The sequence below is a fragment of the Prevotella sp. E15-22 genome, from assembly GCF_023204875.1.
GTDB lineage: Bacteria > Bacteroidota > Bacteroidia > Bacteroidales > Bacteroidaceae > Prevotella.
The window spans coordinates 2,434,680-2,455,240 of the sequence record NZ_CP096247.1 but is presented as its reverse complement, the minus strand read 5'-3'; the positions used below and the strand labels follow the sequence as shown (position 1 = coordinate 2,455,240).

The 20,561-nt window shown below is 37.5% G+C and carries 18 protein-coding genes; all 18 read right to left on the bottom strand.

The features are described 5' to 3' along the window. Nucleotides 1-172 precede the first annotated feature (172 nt). A complete protein-coding gene (locus tag M1D30_RS09995; protein ID WP_248503588.1) occupies nucleotides 173-892 on the bottom strand; it encodes a hypothetical protein in 720 nt (239 codons plus the stop codon). Between the two features lie 13 nt (nucleotides 893-905). Beyond that, nucleotides 906-3,107, bottom strand: coding sequence for a peptidase domain-containing ABC transporter (locus M1D30_RS09990; RefSeq protein ID WP_248503587.1), 2,202 nt, complete (start codon nucleotides 3,105-3,107; stop codon nucleotides 906-908). Then, nucleotides 3,104-3,922, bottom strand: a complete 819-nt coding sequence (locus M1D30_RS09985; protein WP_248507821.1) for a glycosyltransferase family 2 protein — start codon at nucleotides 3,920-3,922, stop codon at nucleotides 3,104-3,106. Before M1D30_RS09985 ends, M1D30_RS09990 begins: the two co-directional genes overlap by 4 nt. Nucleotides 3,923-3,946: 24 nt before the next feature. After that, nucleotides 3,947-4,618 carry a lanthionine synthetase LanC family protein gene (locus M1D30_RS09980; protein WP_248503585.1) on the bottom strand — a complete coding sequence of 224 codons (672 nt, stop codon included), beginning with the start codon at nucleotides 4,616-4,618 and terminating at the stop codon, nucleotides 3,947-3,949. 1 nt (nucleotide 4,619) lies between these two features. Then, entirely contained in the window at nucleotides 4,620-7,442 is a 2,823-nt protein-coding gene (locus M1D30_RS09975) for an outer membrane beta-barrel protein (RefSeq protein WP_248503583.1), read from the bottom strand. Further along, nucleotides 7,439-8,716: a radical SAM/SPASM domain-containing protein gene (locus M1D30_RS09970; protein WP_248503581.1), complete on the bottom strand. Its 1,278-nt coding sequence runs from the start codon at nucleotides 8,714-8,716 to the stop codon at nucleotides 7,439-7,441. Before M1D30_RS09970 ends, M1D30_RS09975 begins: the two co-directional genes overlap by 4 nt. Nucleotides 8,717-9,283: 567 nt before the next feature. Then, nucleotides 9,284-9,499: a hypothetical protein gene (locus M1D30_RS09965; protein ID WP_248503569.1), complete on the bottom strand. Its 216-nt coding sequence runs from the start codon at nucleotides 9,497-9,499 to the stop codon at nucleotides 9,284-9,286. A gap of 117 nt (nucleotides 9,500-9,616) precedes the next feature. After that, on the bottom strand, nucleotides 9,617-10,801 hold the full coding sequence (locus tag M1D30_RS09960; RefSeq protein WP_248503567.1) for a glycosyltransferase: 1,185 nt from the start codon (nucleotides 10,799-10,801) through the stop codon (nucleotides 9,617-9,619). Beyond that, entirely contained in the window at nucleotides 10,779-11,783 is a 1,005-nt protein-coding gene (locus M1D30_RS09955; RefSeq protein WP_248503565.1) for a UDP-glucuronic acid decarboxylase family protein, read from the bottom strand. The genes M1D30_RS09960 and M1D30_RS09955 overlap by 23 nt, the downstream gene beginning before the upstream one ends. A gap of 592 nt (nucleotides 11,784-12,375) precedes the next feature. Next, on the bottom strand, nucleotides 12,376-12,894 hold the full coding sequence (locus tag M1D30_RS09950) for a glycoside hydrolase family protein (RefSeq protein ID WP_371874076.1): 519 nt from the start codon (nucleotides 12,892-12,894) through the stop codon (nucleotides 12,376-12,378). Continuing rightward, nucleotides 12,891-15,080: a type IV secretory system conjugative DNA transfer family protein gene (locus tag M1D30_RS09945; RefSeq protein ID WP_248503556.1), complete on the bottom strand. Its 2,190-nt coding sequence runs from the start codon at nucleotides 15,078-15,080 to the stop codon at nucleotides 12,891-12,893. Before M1D30_RS09945 ends, M1D30_RS09950 begins: the two co-directional genes overlap by 4 nt. A 24-nt stretch (nucleotides 15,081-15,104) precedes the next feature. After that, on the bottom strand, nucleotides 15,105-15,752 hold the full coding sequence (locus M1D30_RS09940; RefSeq protein WP_248503554.1) for a DUF1566 domain-containing protein: 648 nt from the start codon (nucleotides 15,750-15,752) through the stop codon (nucleotides 15,105-15,107). Between the two features lie 21 nt (nucleotides 15,753-15,773). After that, nucleotides 15,774-16,283, bottom strand: a complete 510-nt coding sequence (locus M1D30_RS09935) for a hypothetical protein (RefSeq protein ID WP_248503552.1) — start codon at nucleotides 16,281-16,283, stop codon at nucleotides 15,774-15,776. A gap of 3 nt (nucleotides 16,284-16,286) precedes the next feature. After that, nucleotides 16,287-17,132, bottom strand: coding sequence for a conjugative transposon protein TraN (gene traN, locus M1D30_RS09930; RefSeq protein ID WP_371874074.1), 846 nt, complete (start codon nucleotides 17,130-17,132; stop codon nucleotides 16,287-16,289). A gap of 23 nt (nucleotides 17,133-17,155) precedes the next feature. Continuing rightward, nucleotides 17,156-18,382, bottom strand: coding sequence for a conjugative transposon protein TraM (traM, locus tag M1D30_RS09925; protein ID WP_248503551.1), 1,227 nt, complete (start codon nucleotides 18,380-18,382; stop codon nucleotides 17,156-17,158). Then, nucleotides 18,360-18,782 (bottom strand): hypothetical protein, encoded by a 423-nt coding sequence (locus M1D30_RS09920; RefSeq protein ID WP_248503550.1) that lies wholly within the window; start codon nucleotides 18,780-18,782, stop codon nucleotides 18,360-18,362. The genes traM and M1D30_RS09920 overlap by 23 nt, the downstream gene beginning before the upstream one ends. A gap of 12 nt (nucleotides 18,783-18,794) precedes the next feature. Next, a complete protein-coding gene (gene traK, locus M1D30_RS09915) occupies nucleotides 18,795-19,409 on the bottom strand; it encodes a conjugative transposon protein TraK (RefSeq protein ID WP_094386533.1) in 615 nt (204 codons plus the stop codon). Between the two features lie 20 nt (nucleotides 19,410-19,429). Beyond that, entirely contained in the window at nucleotides 19,430-20,560 is a 1,131-nt protein-coding gene (locus M1D30_RS09910) for a hypothetical protein (RefSeq protein ID WP_094388434.1), read from the bottom strand. Between the last annotated feature and the right edge of the window lies 1 nt (nucleotide 20,561).

Sequence of the window (20,561 nt, the reverse complement as noted above, 5' to 3'; positions counted from 1 at the left end):
TATTTTTATGAAAAGATACTAAAATCTATTATAGGATGATAGAATATATTATCCCTTTCACACTCCTCGTATCTCGTCTCGTATTTATCGACAGTTTCCCATTAAACATTAAGTAGATAAGAACTGTACAATTTTGCTTACGCCTTTTTTCAAAGAAATAGATATCATTTATTCATATTTTTATCATAGTTTTAATCCCGTGAGCAAAGAATCTGTCATATACATTTGTGTTATCAAGTGTAATGCTTCCAGCCGTTTCCTGTTGTGTCATAATCTTCTGTCTCTGCTTAAACTTTTTTGTAAATACGATGGTATATAACCCATTCACATCTGGAATTGATGATAATTCTTTTACCACATATTCATCCTTATCTCCTTCTGTTGTCATACTCATGCCACGTCTTATTCTTTTTGCACTTTCCATATTGACAGACGAGTAAGCATAAACAGTAGAAGTGTGACTCTCGCAATCCGACACAAGTATGGTAAGGTTACCAGACTTGATAATATCTCCACAATTATAGCCTCCAGTTCTATATGCAATACCGTTATACGGACTAACAAATGACATAGTATCATTTTCGTATGCAAAAACTCCAAGCGTATCACCATTGCAGACTTTTGATTCAAGATTTGGAGTGATATAAAGAACTTCAACATCTCTTGTATTTACGAACTTCTTTGTATTTACATTTGGTGAAAGTATTACATTAACCTTTAGTTCATCTGGATATGGCACGAATTTACTTGCTGCAAAAGAGCAACACAACAAAAACAGAACCACACCAATTCCATAGCTCAAGATAAAGGATGGTTTTCTGTCCATCAACTCCTGAACTTCTTCACTTCTCAGTTCTATGACTGGTAAGTATTTACTTTCCATTTCTTCCATTGACAATAAATGTTTATGCATTTAGGTCTAATTGATTCTTTACTAATGTGTAATACTCTCCACGTTTTGCTATAAGTTCTGCATGAGTACCAGTCTCAACGATTTTTGCATGTTTCATGACGATTATCTGGTCAGCATCTTTTACTGTACTCAATCTATGTGCTGCAACTACGACAGTTTTGCCCTTATAGAATTCACGAAGATTATTCATTATCTCACTCTCGTTAGTAGTGTCAAGAGCATTAGTCGCTTCGTCAAAGAATATTAATTCAGGATTCTTGTATATTGCACGTGCAATAAGTATTCTCTGACGTTGTCCCTGGCTTACTCCGTTTCCTTCCATTCCGATTTTAGTATTATAACCCATAGGAAATGCAGTGATAAAATCATTTGCTTTTGCCATAGTAGCAGCATAATACAAACGATTGACATCCACATCATCCGTACACATTGCTATATTTTTAGCTATAGTATCAGAGAATATAAAGCTTTCTTGCATAACGGAACCTGTTGCACGCCGCCACAAATGTGGATTTATTGAAGACAAAGCAACCCCCCCGATTGTAATACTACCACTATTTGGTACATAAAATCCTTGCAGTAATTTGATTAGTGTGGTTTTTCCACAACCACTTTCACCAACGATTGCAGTTACCTTATGTTCAGGTATCATAAGGTTTATATCATCTATGGCAAAGTCTCTATCTGCTCCACTATAACTGAATTTTACATTTTTAAATTCAATATCCATTGTTTGCGGTAAAACAGATAATTTGTCTCCGATATTTTGTTCCTCATCTTCTTGAGAATGTATTTCATTTAAGCGTTCAAGACTAATCTTGGCATCTTGCAATGATTGAGCGAAACTAATAAATTCATATATTGGACCAGCAACTTGACCGAGTATAAATGTAAGAGACATCATCATACCAAGCGTCATATCTCCATTAATAACTGCACTTGCTGCAATGAAAGATACAATAATGTCAGTTGCTTTTGTAAAAAAAATAGAGCCAGACTGTTGAATCTGGCCTATCTTCAGACCTTTTACGCTTATTTTGAAGAGATTTACCTGAATCTTTTCCCATTCCCACCTTTTTTGTCGTTCACAATTATTTAATTTGATATCCTGCATCCCTTGGATTAACTGAATAATTTTATTTTGGTTATTCGTGGATTGGTTGAATCTTTTAAGATCAAGTTCTCTCCTATATTTCATGAATATCAGAATCCAAAGTACATGCAAAATGTTTCCTGTAAGAAATATAAAAAGTATCTTCAAATTGAAATAAGCAAGTATTCCTGTGAAAATAACGAGATTCACAGCTTGGAATACCATACTTATTGAGTTTCCCATCAGAAAGCCTTTTATTCTTCCATGATCACCTATACGCTGCATTATGTCGCCAGTATTCTTTGTATCAAAGAAGTGTAACGGCATATTCATAAGTTTAATAAGAAAATCTGAAATAAGCGATATGTCAATCCGTGAATTTATATAAAGAAGAATCCAACTACGGATAAAACCAATGAATAGTTGTGCAAAAAACAGCATCAACTGTGAAATGAGAATTAAGGTTACAATACTCATGTCACGACCATTGATTCCTTTATCAACCATAGCCTGAGTTAAAAATGGAAAAGCAAGACTAAATAAGCTACCTGCAACCATTGCAAGAATAAGTTGCAAGAGTAATTTTTTGTATGGGAAAAAGTATCTAAAAAACGATGTGACACTTTTATTCTTCCTTATTTCATCTTCTCTTTTTCCGAAATCTGGCGTTGGTTCAAGTAATAATGCAGTTCCACATTCTTCATTATCCTCCCTTGTAGACAGCCAGCATCTCTTAAATTCATCTTCCGAGTAACAAAGTTTTTGAGATGCAGGGTCAGCAATCCATATATTGTATTTGCCACGCCAATTCTTTTTTATGTCATAGCAAACTACAAAATGTTTTTGATTCCAATGAAGGATACATGGCAACATCGCTTCATTAGCTAACTGGTCGAATGTAATCTTAACTCCAAGTGTCCTAAAGCCTATATATTCAGCTGCATCACTGATTCCAAGCATTGACACTCCTTCACGAGAGATGAAACTATGGTTCCGAAGCATCTCCGAAGAATATGTCTTACCATAATACTTGGCAATCATTCGAAGACAAGTGGGACCACAATCCGAAGAATCATGTTGTACGTAGTGTGGAAATTTCATTTTCTATTATAAGTATGAATTTCTTTGGACAAAACACTGATAATATGAAATATAGTGTTTCCTGATAATAATCTCATATTGTTAATTTTTTCCAATTCCAAGTATATTTTTTGTAATTCTTCATGACAAGTTATCTTGTCATCGTTTAGTATTGTTAATAATATTTCTTTTTTTATCTTCATGGCTGTTTTGTTTTGCTCATGATAATACTTGCTTGATACCTGTCCAGAAGATATTCTATATGCTAATAGAACTTCTGGAATAATCCAAAAGTCGCCTCCAGCCAATGCTATGTCACACCATAATTTATAATCTTCGGCATGGATGTATTCCTTATATTGTATGTGATGTTTATCAATGAAATTTTTTCTTATCATTGTTGCTGGATGACAAATATAATTACTATCAAGCAATTGTACATAGGGACAATCTAACTTGCCACTTGCTTTTTTTATATTTTTTTCTTCAAGTCCTTCGCCAAATATTTTAATCCAAGAAGAGCAAACTGCTACTTCTGGATTATTATCAAGTACATTAACTTGTGTTTCTATTCTATTTGGCATCATTATATCATCAGCATCCATTCTTGCAATATATTCACCTCGTACAATTTGAAGGCCATAATTTAGAGATGTAATATAGCCATGCTGCCTGTGAAAGATTCGAAATCTACTATCTTTAATATCATCCAAAATCTTTGACGTGAGATCTGTTGAGCCATCGTCAATAATTATGGCTTCAAAATCTCTATATGTCTGATTTTGAATACTCTGAATGCATCTTTTTAAGTATGTTTCAGAGTTGTAAACGCACATTAAAATGGACACTTTCATAATTGATTATAATAAATTTAACAATAATTTTCCGCTTAAACCAGTTCGAATGGATAAATCGCTTGCCATTTCTTCGTCTTTTTTGTCAGATTTCTGAATAAATTGACAGATGTTATAACTATATGATATTTCCTTGCCAGAAATAAAATTAAAGAAATTGTTACAAAGATTTAATAATTCAATGTCTTTGGTATTTATATAAGCAGTTTTACAAGCACTTTTTAAATCATTTAGAAAGTCATTATCAAATGGTATGATACCGCATTGGTTATAACAATTATATATATGTGCTAATACGTAATGTAGCAACCCTTTAAGACCATGTTCTAAACCATAATCTAATCTGTTGGGATTTATTTTCATTATTGCTTCATCAAGATATTCACATATAGACAAAGAATCTCCTTCAACATATTTATGATGAATCAGATATTCTACAGCCCATCCAATGCCACATAATCCATATGCAAAATCATAATTATCATATTTTGTAATGGAATTCAATGTTTCTTCGACTAAACCGTCAGCAAAATCATTTAGAAAATATCGTGAACGACTATTTGCAAAATGGTACATTGCTAATGCAACTCCAATTTTGCCATATAGAAGTCCATTGTTTCTTAGATCATTAATACCGATTATTAGTCTTTGTAAATCCGGTTCAATAACTTTTTTCATACTATTTCTTATGAGGCTTTTTGTTTAGTTTATATTGGACGTGCAACATAGTATAGCGTGGCAATACGTTACGACGAGTCTCCATACGTCCCTGACCATTAAGCGAAAATGTTATATTGCTTAAGTTGCCAAGTACGTCAAAACCATCAAGCATGAATACAAGTCGGCCTTTCATGACACTCTTTGAAATACGTAAATTCCACACCAAGTTATCTGTATTTAACTCTGAAGAACCATATCCACGTCGTGAATACATGGTAATATCTGTCGCAAACTGCATCTGCCAAGGCATAGCGAATACACCATTTAAACCATAATCGTAGTCAAATATATTCATTTCAGTGAATCCCGCACGGGAACTATGTATATTTCTATAGCATAGTTTACTCTCGAAAGCAATGTTTATCTTCCCATTTTCATATTTGAAATTTATTTGTTCGCTTAAATTCTCGGATAGAACTTTGTTCTCTGTCATACCAGCAAGTACATTCTGACTTAATAAATCAACATTTTGTATGTGTTCAAAGGATTCCTGACTTGTAAATGAAAAACGCTTTAATTTGTCCAAATACATTTGAATATAACCTTTTAAGCTCGCATTCCAATTACCATTCACATTATAAGCCTTGTGTGTTCGTATACCATTCTCTGAATATAATAATCCCATCGCAATGGCATTTGAAATATAGTTGTATCTTCCTTGTATGCCATACATTACTTTACTCCTTTTTCTAAATGATAATGAATATTTATGCTCATAACTACATTTGAGATTCGGATTGCCCTCCTTGATATTCAAAGGGTCTCTATCATCATGCATGTTAACCATATTTAGCAAATCTGGAGTTTTGCCAACAAGTTGATAACCCATATACATTTGCGTGTTATTATCCTTACTTCTCCATTCTGCGTAAGTACCATATGTTCCTAGCAATAAAGGATGTCTTGTGATTGTAGTATCGATTTCTCCTCGTAAATACTCAAGCCGTTGAGACCTCATAGATACAGGAAAGAATACTTGACATACCAAACTACTTCCGTTATTTTGTTTTCCTCCATAACGAATGTAGGGAACAACGCAATGTGATGTCTCGCATGTTTGTTGAATAAAACTATTGCGAGTATCAATGCTCTTTTCATAATCCATGATAGACGGAAGAGTACCAAATTCATTCGTTTCGTAGTTCTGCATTTTATCAAGCAAATACATATATGAATCTTCTTTCCTATCAGTGTGTGCGATAGAGTATTCAAGAGATGCAGACCATTTGCTATTTATCCTATGATGATAACTTACAAATGCATTTATGAATGTGTTGTTGTTTGGCTTATTCTTGATATATTGATCTGCATGATTAACCAACGTTTCTGTATTCCCGAATTGTAAAGAATACCTGTTAAACTCATCATATTTCTTTTCTCTATATGAAAATTCTCCCCCAAAATCCACATAATTATATGAATCTGCAATTTTTAATGTAGATTTGAGTTGTACTCCTGCATTCCACTCATAACCATGTTTTAGATAGTTTGACTGATATTTATTAATAGTTGTATCAGCATATGCGCGTTGAAATGTATGGCTACTATTATCATACTTATGGTAATCCAATTTAGGATATAAAGTAAGCATGATAGTCTTAAACGTAAGCGTAAAATCATGTTCTGTATTGAGACTGAAATTTTTCAACCTGTCAGTATTCTGTATACGTTCATACAAATCACCCGATTTGAGAAAATTAACTTGGTAAGAATTCCTTTCATTGTCGTATATGCTTTGAGAGAAATTTGTCTCACCGTGCAGCTTCCATTTTTTGTTTCGAGCATCCACATTATAATCAAGGCCAGAAAGCAACTCTTTCCTATTTCCTTCTACCATATTTGATGGCGACCAACTGTCAGTCTGTCCTGGGCGTCGGTCATCGTTAATGTTATTTGCATTAATGTATAAGCCAATACCGGAATGATCAGTAAAACGCATGCCAAACAATCGTCCTATGTATGGACTTAATTTGCTGCTAGTATTGTCCGCATCACCTGCGCCAACTTCTGAGTTTGTAATGTATCCTATTGAATAGTCTTTCTTAAGACATATATCCATAACATATGATTTGTCCTCACTTTCCTTTGCTTTTAGAAACTCTGCCTTATCGCTGAGTTTATCATATACTTTGATACTTTTTACCATGTATGTCGGTAGATTATCTAGCATAATATTTTTATTGCTATTAAAGAAATTCTTGCCGTTAAGCAATAGATTCTTTACAAGTTTACCCTCATGGTAAATGTCACCATTAGGTTTCATTTCAACTCCAGGCAATTGGCGTACTAATGCATCAAGCATAGAGCCTTCGGATAATAAGAAAGCATCTGCATTATATATTACAGTATCGCCTTTGTAATAGAACTTGATTTTTGTTGCCGATACCTGCACGTCATTCAGTATCTTGTTGTCTTCCTTCATAAGTATTGGTGGTAATTCCTTACGAAGTTGTTTCTTCGACATTTTTGCAAATGCAACATCTGTATAAGATGTTTTATAGCCAACCATTGATGCCTTTATAATGTATGTTACATCGTCGTTCTTAGGCACACTAACCCAAAAACGAGAATTGTATGTTTTAACATCTCCGTTTTGAATGTAAGATGATGCTACCGTTGTAGCGATTACGTTACTATCTGCATCCATAATCTGTACATTTGCACCGATGAGATCTTTACGAGTCTTGAAGTCATACACTTTTCCTTCAAGATTAATCAAATCTTGAGCACATGTAACATGCATTAATAAAAATATGGTGAAAAATACAACAGACCTTATCATAACGTTTTTTTCTTTTTATGTAACACAAGAAAGGTTTTTAAATTGTTCTTTATCGGAGGACAAACGGCATTTTTTAGGCCTTTCTTTTCTGCTTGAAGACGAGCATGTGGACATCCTCCATTACATACTGGAAGTAATTTGCATTTAATACATGATTTGTCTTCAAACGGATCTGCTCCTATCAAATAATCAAGCAGAATCTTTTCATTAGTAATGCCATTGTCAAGACTACCATACACCATCTCACTATTACCAACATCGTGCCAGCACTTATAGAGTTCTCCTTGCGGACCAATAACTACAGACGTTGGATTACGAACAGAACATTCTGTACGTTCATTACTTGGATATAATAGTGAAAATGACAACCCATGTTCAAGCAGTAGTTGCTGAATAAAAACAGCTTTCTCCGCAGAATTAAAAACACAAGGATTAGAATTCGGATTATCGACATCTTCAACGAAAGCAGGATTGATGTACACGTTCTTATAGCCTTTACTCTGAATGAAAGAATACAATTTGACAAAATCCTCCAAATTAGTCTTGTCAATATTCATTCTAATATTGACCTTTATGTCTGGATTTAACTCGTTTAATAAAGTGATGTTGGAAATAATTCTCTCAAAAGTTTTTCCTCCTGTTTTAAGACAACGTCTACTGTCATGTATGGCAGCTAAACCGTCTAAAGTTATTTGTAAAGACTTTATTCGTAAGTCCTTTAGTTTGCATATTATATTCTTGTTTAACAAATATCCATTTGTTATCATACCTGCTTTATATTCTAAGCCTATTTTCTCAATCTTATGAGTTAAACTTTGAATACATCGAAATGCTAATAAAGGTTCACCACCAAACCATGTCACAAAAACAGATGAAATATTGCTGTAATTTTTTATAAACTTTACAATCTTGTCTTCTGTTTCTTCGGTCATATAATTCTTGATATGATCGTTTTCGAAACAATATGGACATGCGAAATTACAATCTAGCGTTGGATTTATTGTTAGATGTAAAGTGTTACTTTTAAACCTATTTCTCAGCGTTACATATTTAATTTTATCAAATTCTATCTGATCGCTATTTACAATAGCTTTCATTTTGAATAAAAAATCATATATTTCACTATCATTTTCTAATGCTTCTATGTTATTTGCATTATTTTTAATGTTATTGTATGTATCCTGATCTAATTCAGCGAACCCATTTGATAGCGAATTATACAAATAATAATGATTATTACATTTGAATAAATAATTATACTTTGACCAAATCATAATTTTTATTTTAGGAAAGTGTATCATATGATACACTTTCCACATAATTTACTCTCACTTACTCGATAAATACTTTCAAGTAAGTTTAAAAACATTTACATAATTTTGTGTGACACTGCCTACTATTACAAAGAATCCTTTAAACTGTTCGGAAATTGTTATTAGTAGATGTATGTACACTAATAATTACCATGCATAAGAATAGCATAGAACACCGCTAGTACTACCATCGCATTCCTTATTTGGTTGGTAAGTTCCGCATGAATCATGTATCCAACCATCGTCGTAGCTATAGCAGACTTTACCACTACCGCCGACCAGACCATTCATCTGGCTAGGATTGAGGACCTTCCTTGGCTCTTCAATCATTTGAATTTTTTTAATCTTCATTTTTAATTTTTTTAAATTAATTAATACAATATGCCATATTTGAGATATAATCAAATTGGCTTGTAATGTTTTTATAGAGCTCTTATAAGAACATTTTTTATATCGATATTTATTTTTACAGTGTACTGCCTTTCCCTGTATAATGTTGACTCCCTCTGAGCCTTGATTTGTTAACAATTACCATCCATACGAAGTACATAAAACACCCCAAGAATTAGAACAAGGTTCATTAGGATTGTAGGCTCCATAACAATTGCAAACATTACCAGACTCATTATAACTCATACAGCCATTATAAGATGCACAGAGTTCACCACCAATCACCTTGTTCATTTCGTGTTGATTAAGAATTATTCTTGGTTCCTCAATCATATTAATTTTTTTTATCTTCATACATATAATTTTTTTATATTATAAACATTTGTTGAATATAAATTCTTCGTATATTTCGTATAATAAATATAACTGTTAGCATATCCTCTTTATGCTATTACTTAGTACGCCTGTTAGTCATTCATATAATGGCAGAAATAATTTCTTTTCGTAATTTTCTTTCATTATTTCAAGCGTGTAATTCTGTTCATAATTAATCCTGGATTTATTTCGAATTAATTCTTTTTCGAAATCACCAGAATAAAAAGCTTGTTTCATCTTCTTGTATAAAGCAACATGGCGCTGATTACTATCACTGTTTTCCACATAATAAGAATTATTGTCGTTAAACATACACTTAATTCCCATTCCGCTTAATGCAATAATAGGTAAAGAGAAAGACATCATTTCGATAGCCACATAACTACATTGCTCATAAAACGAAGGGATTATACCAAAATCGGATTTTTTGTACCAAGCATATAATTCATTCTTGTCAATAACTCCTAATAAAATAACATCGTTTTTTATAGAGCTATCTATATATTTAATTATGCCTGAATCATAATTGCCTGCGCAAACTAGTTTTGTTTTTTTTACATCATTCTTTAATAATGAGAAAGCTCGAACCAAATCAAAAAAACCCTTTTGTTCAGTTAATCTTCCAACAAACAAATAAACGCAATCATCCTCGGAAATATTGTACCTCTTGCGTATAAGAGAATCATTAATTATTGGAGTATTGCTATTGTCTTCTAGTCCATTTGATATTTGTACTATCTTGCAATTATCTATCTTGTAAAAACCGTTAAGTATGTTGTTGGTATCACTTGATAAACATACGACTTTATCCACAAGGTTAAATGATTTAACGCCATCATAGTATGAAGAACATATAATATCTTTATACTTGTGTTCTACATTATCTCTAACTATTTTTTTGAATAGTTCCACATTCCCCATCACATATGTTGCCCAAATAAAATCATGAATAACATATACAAGCTTACTCTTTGGAAAATTTTGTTTAAGCATACTAAGTGTTGGATATGAAGTGGAAAAATGTTGCATAAAAACGTTGGTTTTGCAATCTTCTATATAAAGTTTCAGAAGGGTGCCAGTCGTTTTTATATGACACATCGGTACATATATTAATTCCATTTCATCCTTATTTTCCACACATAAGTAATTATATGTACTAGATAATATGATATTATGGCATCTATATCCCAAAGAAACAACTATTTGACTAAGATGTTTTTTATATGTAGTATATCCAGTTAATCTATTATCGTATACATCAACAATATAAATGTCCAACATATTTTTGTTCCGTATTTTGTTTGTTATTTGAATGTTTTGTCATAAAAAAGTTAATTGTCTTTATAAGTCCTTTCCTAAGATTGATTTGGGGCTCTATATATAGCTTGTTTTTTAAAATGGAAATGTTGGGTTTCCTCTTAATCGGGTCATCTTGTGGTAATGGCTTATACACAATACGAGAGTGCGAGCCTGTGAGCTTAATGATTGTCTCTGCAAGCTGCTTGACTGTGTATTCTTCTGGATTACCAAGATTTACTGGTCCAGTAAAGGAATCATCGGTCTTAACCATCTTCATAAAGCCATTAATAAGGTCGGATACATACTGGAAACTGCGTGTCTGGCTACCATCACCATAAATGGTAATATCTTCCTCTCTCAAAGCTTGTGTGATGAAGTTGGAAACAACACGTCCGTCATCCTCAGCCATACGTGGACCATATGTATTGAAGATACGTACTATCTTGACCTTTGTGCCATACTGACGATGATAGTCCATACAGAGGGTTTCGCCAATTCGCTTGCCTTCATCATAACAAGAACGGATGCCAATTGGATTGACATTACCCCAGTATGTTTCTGGCTGAGGATGTACAAGTGGATTGCCATACACTTCACTCGTTGATGCTTGAAGCATGATACAATCATTCTTACGAGCAAGTTCAAGCATGTTTAAAGTTCCTAAAAATGCTGTTTTTGCTGTATAAACTGCATCTTTTTGATAGTGTACTGGCGATGCAGGACATGCAAGATTAAAGACTAGGGATAGCCCAGGCATGTCGTAAGGTGTAGTCACATCATGATTCACAAAAGTAAATCGTGGATGCGACATCAAGTGTTCTATGTTATGAAGGCTTCCAGTATATAGATTATCAATACATATAACCTTATAGCCGTCATCAATCAGGCGGTCACACAGGTGTGAGCCTATAAATCCTGCTCCTCCTGCCACTAAAGCGACAGGGGATAATACTATCTGTGTCATAGCTGTTTGTTGTTTTTCCTTGGCAGTGTTCTCTGGGTGGTACCTTGGTTAGAGAGGGCTGCTTCCAGGATTATTTTTATACAGGTATTCAGTGCGAATAAAGAAAATACATAACTCAGACAGATTACGGATTATTCATCCATAAATATTGTCTTTATTATGCATCCCAATATTCTTAACACTTCTTTTTTCGCATTTGCAAGGTTAATTGTCAAATGCAATGCAAATGTATGCATAACCATTTTCTCAGCCAAAAGAAAATATATGTTTGTTTGCTGTTTTTGTCACTTTTTTGCACAATTGTATTTTGTAGAACCGAGAATATGTAAAATGGAATGTTTTAGTATGGCTTTTATCTTTTATTATATTGTGATAATCATCGTCAAGATTTAATAAGACGAATGTTACTAAATTGGATGAAACGTATAATATTTTTGTCTAATTCCTCATTTTTTTTACGAAAAATGATTTTTTTCTATATTAACTCCTTGCTTTCACATCTCAAATGTGTATTTCGTAAGGAAGTACTTCTGCAGAGGATAGATTATTAAGCTTTTTATTGTTTGTGCGTTTAAATATATAAAGCTAAATACTATGGAAGGTATAATAGCATAAACTCAACATACCGTCTTCTCTCGATAGATGGTATTTTTTTTCCCTTCCAATGGCAGAACTGGACATAATCGCCTTTGAAATCTCTGTTTCCAGATTCAATCTTCTTCAAGAGTGTACTTTTGGGGTACTTGGTTCTGCTACCGAGAATTCTATAAGGCCCAACATTATAAGCTAATGCGGCGAGTAGGAGGGAGTCTTTTCCGTAACGCTGGAACATAGTGCATAGTTCCTTCAGGTCTTTGCGCAAGAGCGCATCGGCTTCCCTCAGAGACATATTAGAAGAGTAATGCTCTCCTGGTCTTAGCTTGTGGCCATAGCCAACATAAGGATAATCCTTCTTACGATGGATTCCCTCATAATATTTGATGCAGCAGATAGCTCGCTCAAATGGTTGAAGTGCAAAAATAGATGCTTGTTTTGGCGACTCATTTGCCTGAGCATCCATGCCCAGACAAAGAGTAAGTAATAAGGTTGTTAATACTGTTTTGAAAATCATTTGGTCTTGAATTTGTTTATTTCGTCTATCATGTTCTTCACGTCGAGATTAACCTGGCAGAAGTTCTGATACAAGATGCGTTCTTTGGCATCTTTTGACGGGAATTTGTAGAATTTGGGGAGTTTGAAGTTCTCGTAATCGGCTTCTTCTGCCTGTATCTCCTTCATATCGAAGTCAGTCTTGCAGTAGAATTTTGAGGTCTGGAACTCTGCTGATTCCTGTATGTTCATGGAACCATTGCGCCCTGTCTTTGTCTTGATGAAGTCACGAGCCGTCTGACCGGCTATCCATCCAGTCGGCATATCCGAAATCTTGGATGCAGGAACAAGGCTGTCCATGTTCTCATTCAGGTTGATGGAAGTTTTATCTCTGTCGATGGTTACACCTTTCTTCAGTTGAACCACCTTGCCAAAGATGTCATTGGAGAGCCATTCGAGTGTTTCCTTAGCACGGGCAGAGCCGGAAACGACATTGCCGACAGTTGTAATAACCTTCTGCATTCCTACCTTTCCGTAGTCAGATTCGAGCTGGGGAAGCTCTTGAAAACCGAGAGCAACACTAACCTTATTGCTTCGGGCAGTACCGATAAGACGGTCAATCTTATGGAAATAAAGCGTCGGCAGCTCATCGACGATGATGCTTACGGGAATGTTCTTTCCCTGACCAGTATTGACACGAGTGACCAATCTGTTCAGGATAAGGGCGTTCAATGCGCCAATAATGCTCTCCATTTCAGGGTCATTGGCAATAAGAAGATAGCTTGGATTCGCAGGATCGCTGACTTTCAAATCGAAATCATCACCATCTTTGTGAAAAATCCAATAAGATTCCTTAGTGGCCAGTCGTGAAGTATAGACGCGCAGCGTACCAATCATACCTTCCAACTGTTCCATCGCATTATTCTTCATGGCTGTTTGGAAAGGCCCAAGAAGCGGCGCAACCTCTGGGTCTGTCTCTAAAACCTCAAAGATTATTTTATAGTCCTGATTGAGGAAAGAGAGAATATGAGGCATGTCACTGTATTTGCCAAGCCAGTAGGCTGGTTCCACCTCCCTGCCTGAATGGTCGAAAACACGGCCTGTTGGCTTTGGTCTGTGCGTTTTGGGCTCCTCAGTCATCTCTGCTATCAAGGGATTGCCATCCTTGTCATAAGGCACTTTCTTGTATGACACGAAGAAATAGATGCAAGCAGCCAAGAAGTTGACAGCTGATGTCTGGAAGAACTGGTCACTACCGCCACCACCTTCCTTCTTTCCCTTCTGTAGAGATTCAAGCAGTGTTTCAGCCGTTTCACTGGCAGCAGCAAGGTTGCCAATATACTTCTGCTGGATTGGGTTTACACGGCGTGAATACTCCACATCCACAAAGTTGATGATGTTGAATTTGAAATCTCTGCCAGCCTTTTTATTGGCTGCAAGGTTCTTACGATAATGGTAGTATAGCTTTTGGGCAAGCGTAGGAAACTTATAGTCGTACACTACCATAGCAAAGCCTTTTGCACTATGCTGACGGATAAATGGCTCTATGATGCTAAAGGTCTTACCTGATCCAGGAGTACCGACAACCCAAGTGCCACGGAAGGGATTAACAATGTTAACCCATCCTTTGCGGAACTTCGATTTGTAGTAATAGCGCATAGGTATATTCACGCTATACTTATTCTCAATAAGTTCCTGGCACTGCTCGAATGATTCGTTCTCGAAGTTGAATCTGTCTTTCAGAAGCCCTTCCTTTAGGAACTTCGAGATATTATCAAGTGCTACATGAATCAGAATGGTTCCAAGGATGGTAGCTGCCATGTAGAGCCAGATATTCAGCGGTATCATGTAGAACCGCATATCCATTCTATAGCCGAACAGCCAGACAGACAGGATGGTAATGCCCACACCGCTGACGAGTGGGTAGAGTACCTGCCGTCTGGCATCGAACTCCAAGTGTTTCTTGTTTCGTGTCCCTATACAGGTGATACAGATAATCACAAAGGTTGCTATCTTACTCCATATAAGATTGCCGTCAAGGTAGATGAACCACCGTTTGATTCTGTCATGCACATCGCATACGATGCCACCCCAATAATCAAGCAATTCCGGGTCAATGGCATACTCGAAAAACTCTAAGAGTAGCGACACATAGATGACCGCACGAAATATCTTATAGGCAGTTTGAAGTTCTTTGGTTTCTTCCATTTCTTACTTGAATAGTTGTAAACTCTAATTATATAAAGTGATGATAGGTCGTACTTTATGACGTTGTTCTTTAGGTGTTTCTTGAAGTGCTCCAGAAGCAAGAGAGAACAACCATGCTTTAGCAGATTCCATATCTTTCACCTCAGTTGAAGTCCAATACCAGCACTCGTCTGGATCATCAGATATGACATCGCCACCACACTTTTTGATATAGTCATTTACCGTGTTCTTTGCCCCATAAAGCAAGCGTATCTCGGCTACTGATGGTATGTAGGCACTCTGTCCATATTGCCACATATCAAAGACTGCTGTTGCAGCTGGAGATGCCCCAGATGAGTACATGGAATGAGTATTCATGTTCCCGTCGAAAGCGGTAATATTGGCCGAAGTATTATGCTTCACGCCGATACTGTCACTATATGCTTCTGGCGCAATGTCCCAAAGATAAACGGCATAACCTGTTCCCTGAGATTCATTGCTTTGGTTGATATGAAACACAACGGCAATAGGCTGTTTTCCCTGACTTTTCATGTCTTCATAGCGCACAACCTTTCCGTCTGTACATAGTATGTCGCAGGTCTTCATTGCCGTGTCAGGAAACTCACGGTGTTCGTCGCAACTTGTTATGGCCACCATAATAAAGGCAGCACAGATAGTATGTAATAGCTTCATTTTACTTTGTATTAAGTTTGATTATCTTGTGGGAATTTTGAATCCAAGGGTAACTCCTGTACGGAACAAGTCTTTTCTATCCGGCAACATTAGGTCACATTTGGCTTGCCAATACAGAACCCATCCGTGCCTAAGTGCATAGTTATGTTCGTAGCCAACATGGATGCCACCCAAGAATTTATCCGTGTTGCTTCCTGCACTGGCACCGATACGTAAATTCCCATAGTTGTTACGACCTCGCCAAACACAGGGTTTGTAGGCAACGCCAACCCCCCATGTACGGTAGTTCTTCCAGAACGATTCTGGACAGACATGACCGCAGCTTTCGCACTCATCCCATTTGAGATAGCCATTAACGAAGTATTCCCAAGCGTTATGGTACTTGGTTTCGTGTTCCCATGCAAGTGTGGCATCAAGTCCACGCTCATAAAGTAGTCCCACGCCAAAGGTAATCCTGTCACTATGTGACTGAGCAAAGGATGAAAGGGAAATAGAACCCAAGATAGCGATAATAGCAAATAACTTCTTCATTGTTTAGTCCTCCTTCAGTAAAATAGCATTGAACGAATCGGCGTAGAGGACATCCTCATAGTCAATGTTGAGCATGATGGTACGTCCACTAATCTGTTTCTCTGAAATCTCGATAGAAAGCACCTTGTCATTGGGAAAGGTCATCTTCTTTAGCACAACGACGTTACGATACCCATACTTGAACGTCTTACTTTGGTCGAGGACAAAGGCAGGAGTAAGCTCGATAATCTGAGAGTTAGTAGCCTTCGACTGCTTTTTGTCTGCCAGTTTGAAGCGCATTTCATCAATATCAAAGCGAATATTCGTCTTGTTCTCCACAGAGAAGTCCAGGAAGAAATATTCTCCAACGGAATAGATGTTGTTCAGACGTATCATCATACGATGCTGCTTGGTACTGACATTACGGATTCGGGCAGTCGAGTTCCAGATGGAACGAGCATACTTTGCCATATCCTCAGTACTCATTGATACGGATGGATTGTTATACGCAATTCTCTCTTCCGGCTGGATTTGCTTGTCTGTAACAGCCTCCTGAAGCCTTGTAGTGTAGAGAAGCGCATATTGGGTTCTGTATCTCTCAGTGACAATAGTAACAATGGCAAGTACCTCACCATCGGCATGTGCTCCCTCCTTGGGCTTCAATCGGATAGTGTTGTTGATGGGCTGGTCACCAACCACCATGTCGGTACTGATGTCAACGAAACGGATTGGCTCAGAAGCCGTGATGACGGTAGTCACCTGTTCGTTAACAGTGAGTTGTTCCATCTCTTCATACGTCTGCTGTGCCATCAGAGGCATTGCAAACAAAGCACAGATAAGTGATGTGCCGATTTTCTTGAAAGTCTTCATGTTTATTATATTTGAAAATTGTTTTAATCGTTTTTCTTCTCTTTGCCGTTGACCAGATAGACAAACGTGCCATATTTAAGCTTGGCTGAGTTTTTCTTGATGGACTTACTAATGGCATTGCTCGTTTTCTGTACGGCATTTGTGATGGCTTGGTTGCCCCATTGAATGAGGGAATTTCCAGCTGTTGTTGAACTTGACGTTAGAGCTGAAGAGTTGTTCATGGCTCCACTTGCTACGTCCTTCGTGGTCTCTCGGAAATTACTGCTTGGGACATACAGACCTTCCAATCCGTCTGTGTCGTAAATCGAAAGGTTGACCTTGATGATGTTATCATTGATAAGTATGCTCTTGATGTTTCCCTTGACACGTTGACTGCCAAAGCCACTCATAAGTGCATAGATGTACGTTCCTTTGGGAACTACAATGTCATTGATTTCAATGTCATCAAGCAGACGAAGCCTTACACGAGAACCATCTACAGCCTTTACGTTCTCATCAATGATGGCTTTGATAAGGTTCGGCTCAGGGTCATTTTCAGTAAGAGTATTGAAATAATCGGAAGTGACTTTGACCTTCTTCACTACCTCCTGCGCTTCATCATCATCAGAGACACCTTTAACAGCTCTTTCATTCACACTGATTTTGCCTTCCACTTTGTCCGATGGTTGACTATTAGAAGGTGCGTTATCTGCATTACTATCAGCTGGAGGTGTCATCGCTTGCTGACCCTGTAGTCGTGCCTGAGCAAGGGCACGGTTGAGTTCTTCCATTGCTTCCTGCTCACGTTGCTGACTACGAGCGAGACGGTCAGCTTCACTCATGCCGCTACCATTCGCGATTTCTTGACCTTTTTGCGCACTCGCTTGTAGTTGTCTCTCAATCTCAGCGAGCTTCGCGGCTTCCTGAGATTCGAGTAATTGACGCTCCTCGTCTGTGTACTTGGAGTCGTAAGATTCTTTTTCTTCTTCATTGTTTCTGTCTATATTTTCCATTGCAGTTAAGTCATCGATCTTGCCGTATGACTTAACCATACTCTCATATTTGTTGCCAATACCGTCACCCTTCATTTTTGCATCAGGCAATACTGGGTTCAGATATTCTGTAGTAGTAAGGCTATTGTCTGGTATCTCAGCCTTTTCCGTATGGAAGAGGTCAATGACGAAATATCCGACAAAAAGCAAAGGAAAATAGATGATGAGGGGCAGCATATATTTAGGCTGCTTCCAGTTAATCTTCTTCAGAATGTCCATTGTCTTTATTGATTTTAGTTTGTGATTCTTTGAACTCCTTGTTTACACTTACAGGCATGGTGTGGACGGAGCTGATAGCGTGCTTAACTCGCTTATGTCGGTTCCTGACCAACTCTTCTTGTACCTCAGTGGCAGATTTCTGTAACTGATGGGCGTTATATACCTTGCCCATACGAATGAGATTTGCAGCGAAACTAAGGATGATGAAACCAAAGACGATGGCTAAGAAGAGCTTCTTGTGGTCATTGGCAAACTGCTGGACTTTGGCAGCGGCTTTGTCAATCTTTGTTGCTCTGGCAAACTTGCGTCCGGCATCGACCTCTCTTTCATAGCGGTCTCGATACTTCGGGTCATCCTTGTCGGGCATCTTTTCGCCCATAATCATTTTCTTCCAAGACATAGCTGTATGTTGTTAGTATGACATCTTTGTTTTCTGCTCTATGTCTTTATTCAGCAGGGTACGCCAGTTGGTGATAAGCAAACCATGAGGGTTGTTGTCTGTACGAGGAACACGTTTTATCTGTCCTGCTGTCACCAACTCTCGCGTCAGGATGCTGGAACGACGTTCTATCCTCTGACGACCATAGTAGGTAAACTCCATCTTATCCTTGTCAAACTTGATGCTGTCACAGAAGATGCTAAAGACGGCACTCGTACCCATGATGTTAGAGTAGAACCCTTTTTCCTTCAAAGTGTTGTACTGTGCCAGACCAGTTTCATCAATCAGGTACATGGCTTTCTCCATCGTGTATTTGATGTACTTGTCATCAGGGGCAAGCGTGAAGAAGAAATGATGGAACATTTCGATATGGCTCTTGGCTTCCACATCGAGGGTTTCTTCCATCGTACTTCTTTGAACCAGGATAGGAACGTTACCATCCAACACATACACTTTCTGCTGTGCGTCTGTTACCATTACACGAGCTGTCCAGATACTGGAAATGCTGATGATGATGCATCCCACCAAGAAGAGGGAGCATATTATCATCACCAACTTGATTTTGTTTTCGAGATTCTTGATAACCATAGTTTTACTATTTCGATAATTTATAATACTCTGCTAATCATACCTTGTGTAGATACCTTTGCTTGCTGTGCTACACCTTCACCGAAGTTACGGGTAGAGAATGCCGTATCACCTTCAGGAATCATCCATGCTGCAAGGTCTGGAACAAGGTTCAGGCATTTGAGTGCAACGATGCTTGCTGCCATCAGATAACCTGCTGAGAAGAAGGAGTTCTGAAGGTATGCTGCCATTGTCTGCTCACTCTGCGTAATGGCTTCAAGGTTTTCAACCTGAATACAGAGAACAATGTCAAAGAGCAACAGCACATAGAAGCCGACGAAGTATAGACAAGCTCCGTAGAAATGGACAGTGAGATAGCGTATAAGCCATTTCGCCCAAGCTCCTTCCCATTTCGGGAGTAGCGAGAAAGCCCATTGGATAGGCCCGAATATCGTCAGCATACCTAAAAGAATCTGTTGGCAATAGATGGTAGCCCACCAACCGATACGGAAAACTATCAGGGCAATCAACATGATAATCTTATCGATACCTACGACAGCTCCAGCCGTAAGAGACGTGAACCATAGTTTTGAAGCATCCTGTTCCATGTTCGTCACTTCATCGACACCAGCCTGTTCCATTGTACTTTCAATAAGATTGGGGTCAGAAGTTCCTGTATGAGCCACATCAGCCTGTGCTTGTAGAGCTGTGTACATAGTATCTCTTGTATAGATGAGTTCCTGGACTTCCGCAAACTTATCCTCAATCTGAGTGGATTCTGCCTCGTAGAGGTCATGCGTATAAGAGCCAATGCAGTTTGGAATGTAGGAAAGGAAGTCCAGAACGCACCAGCTGCTGCCGCTATTTGTCATGCCAGTATCTGCAGGTGGGTACCACCAGCATAGGATAATGCTGACAACAAGCGGCTTGAACAGCTTCATGATGTCAAGCGGTTCATGTTTCACCATCATCTTGTAAGCCATTCCTGCTGCTACAATGATGGAGAAGAGTGCTGCAAGAGCCATACACATCTGCAATATCCACCAGAAAGGCCCTTGTGAACCTGTGAAGGTAGCATCACAAAGGAACTCGTTGGTCTGGAAGATAACATCATCAATCTCCTCTTCAAGGATGTTGATGCCAAAGTCTGAAAGGATATTCGTGTCTGCCATA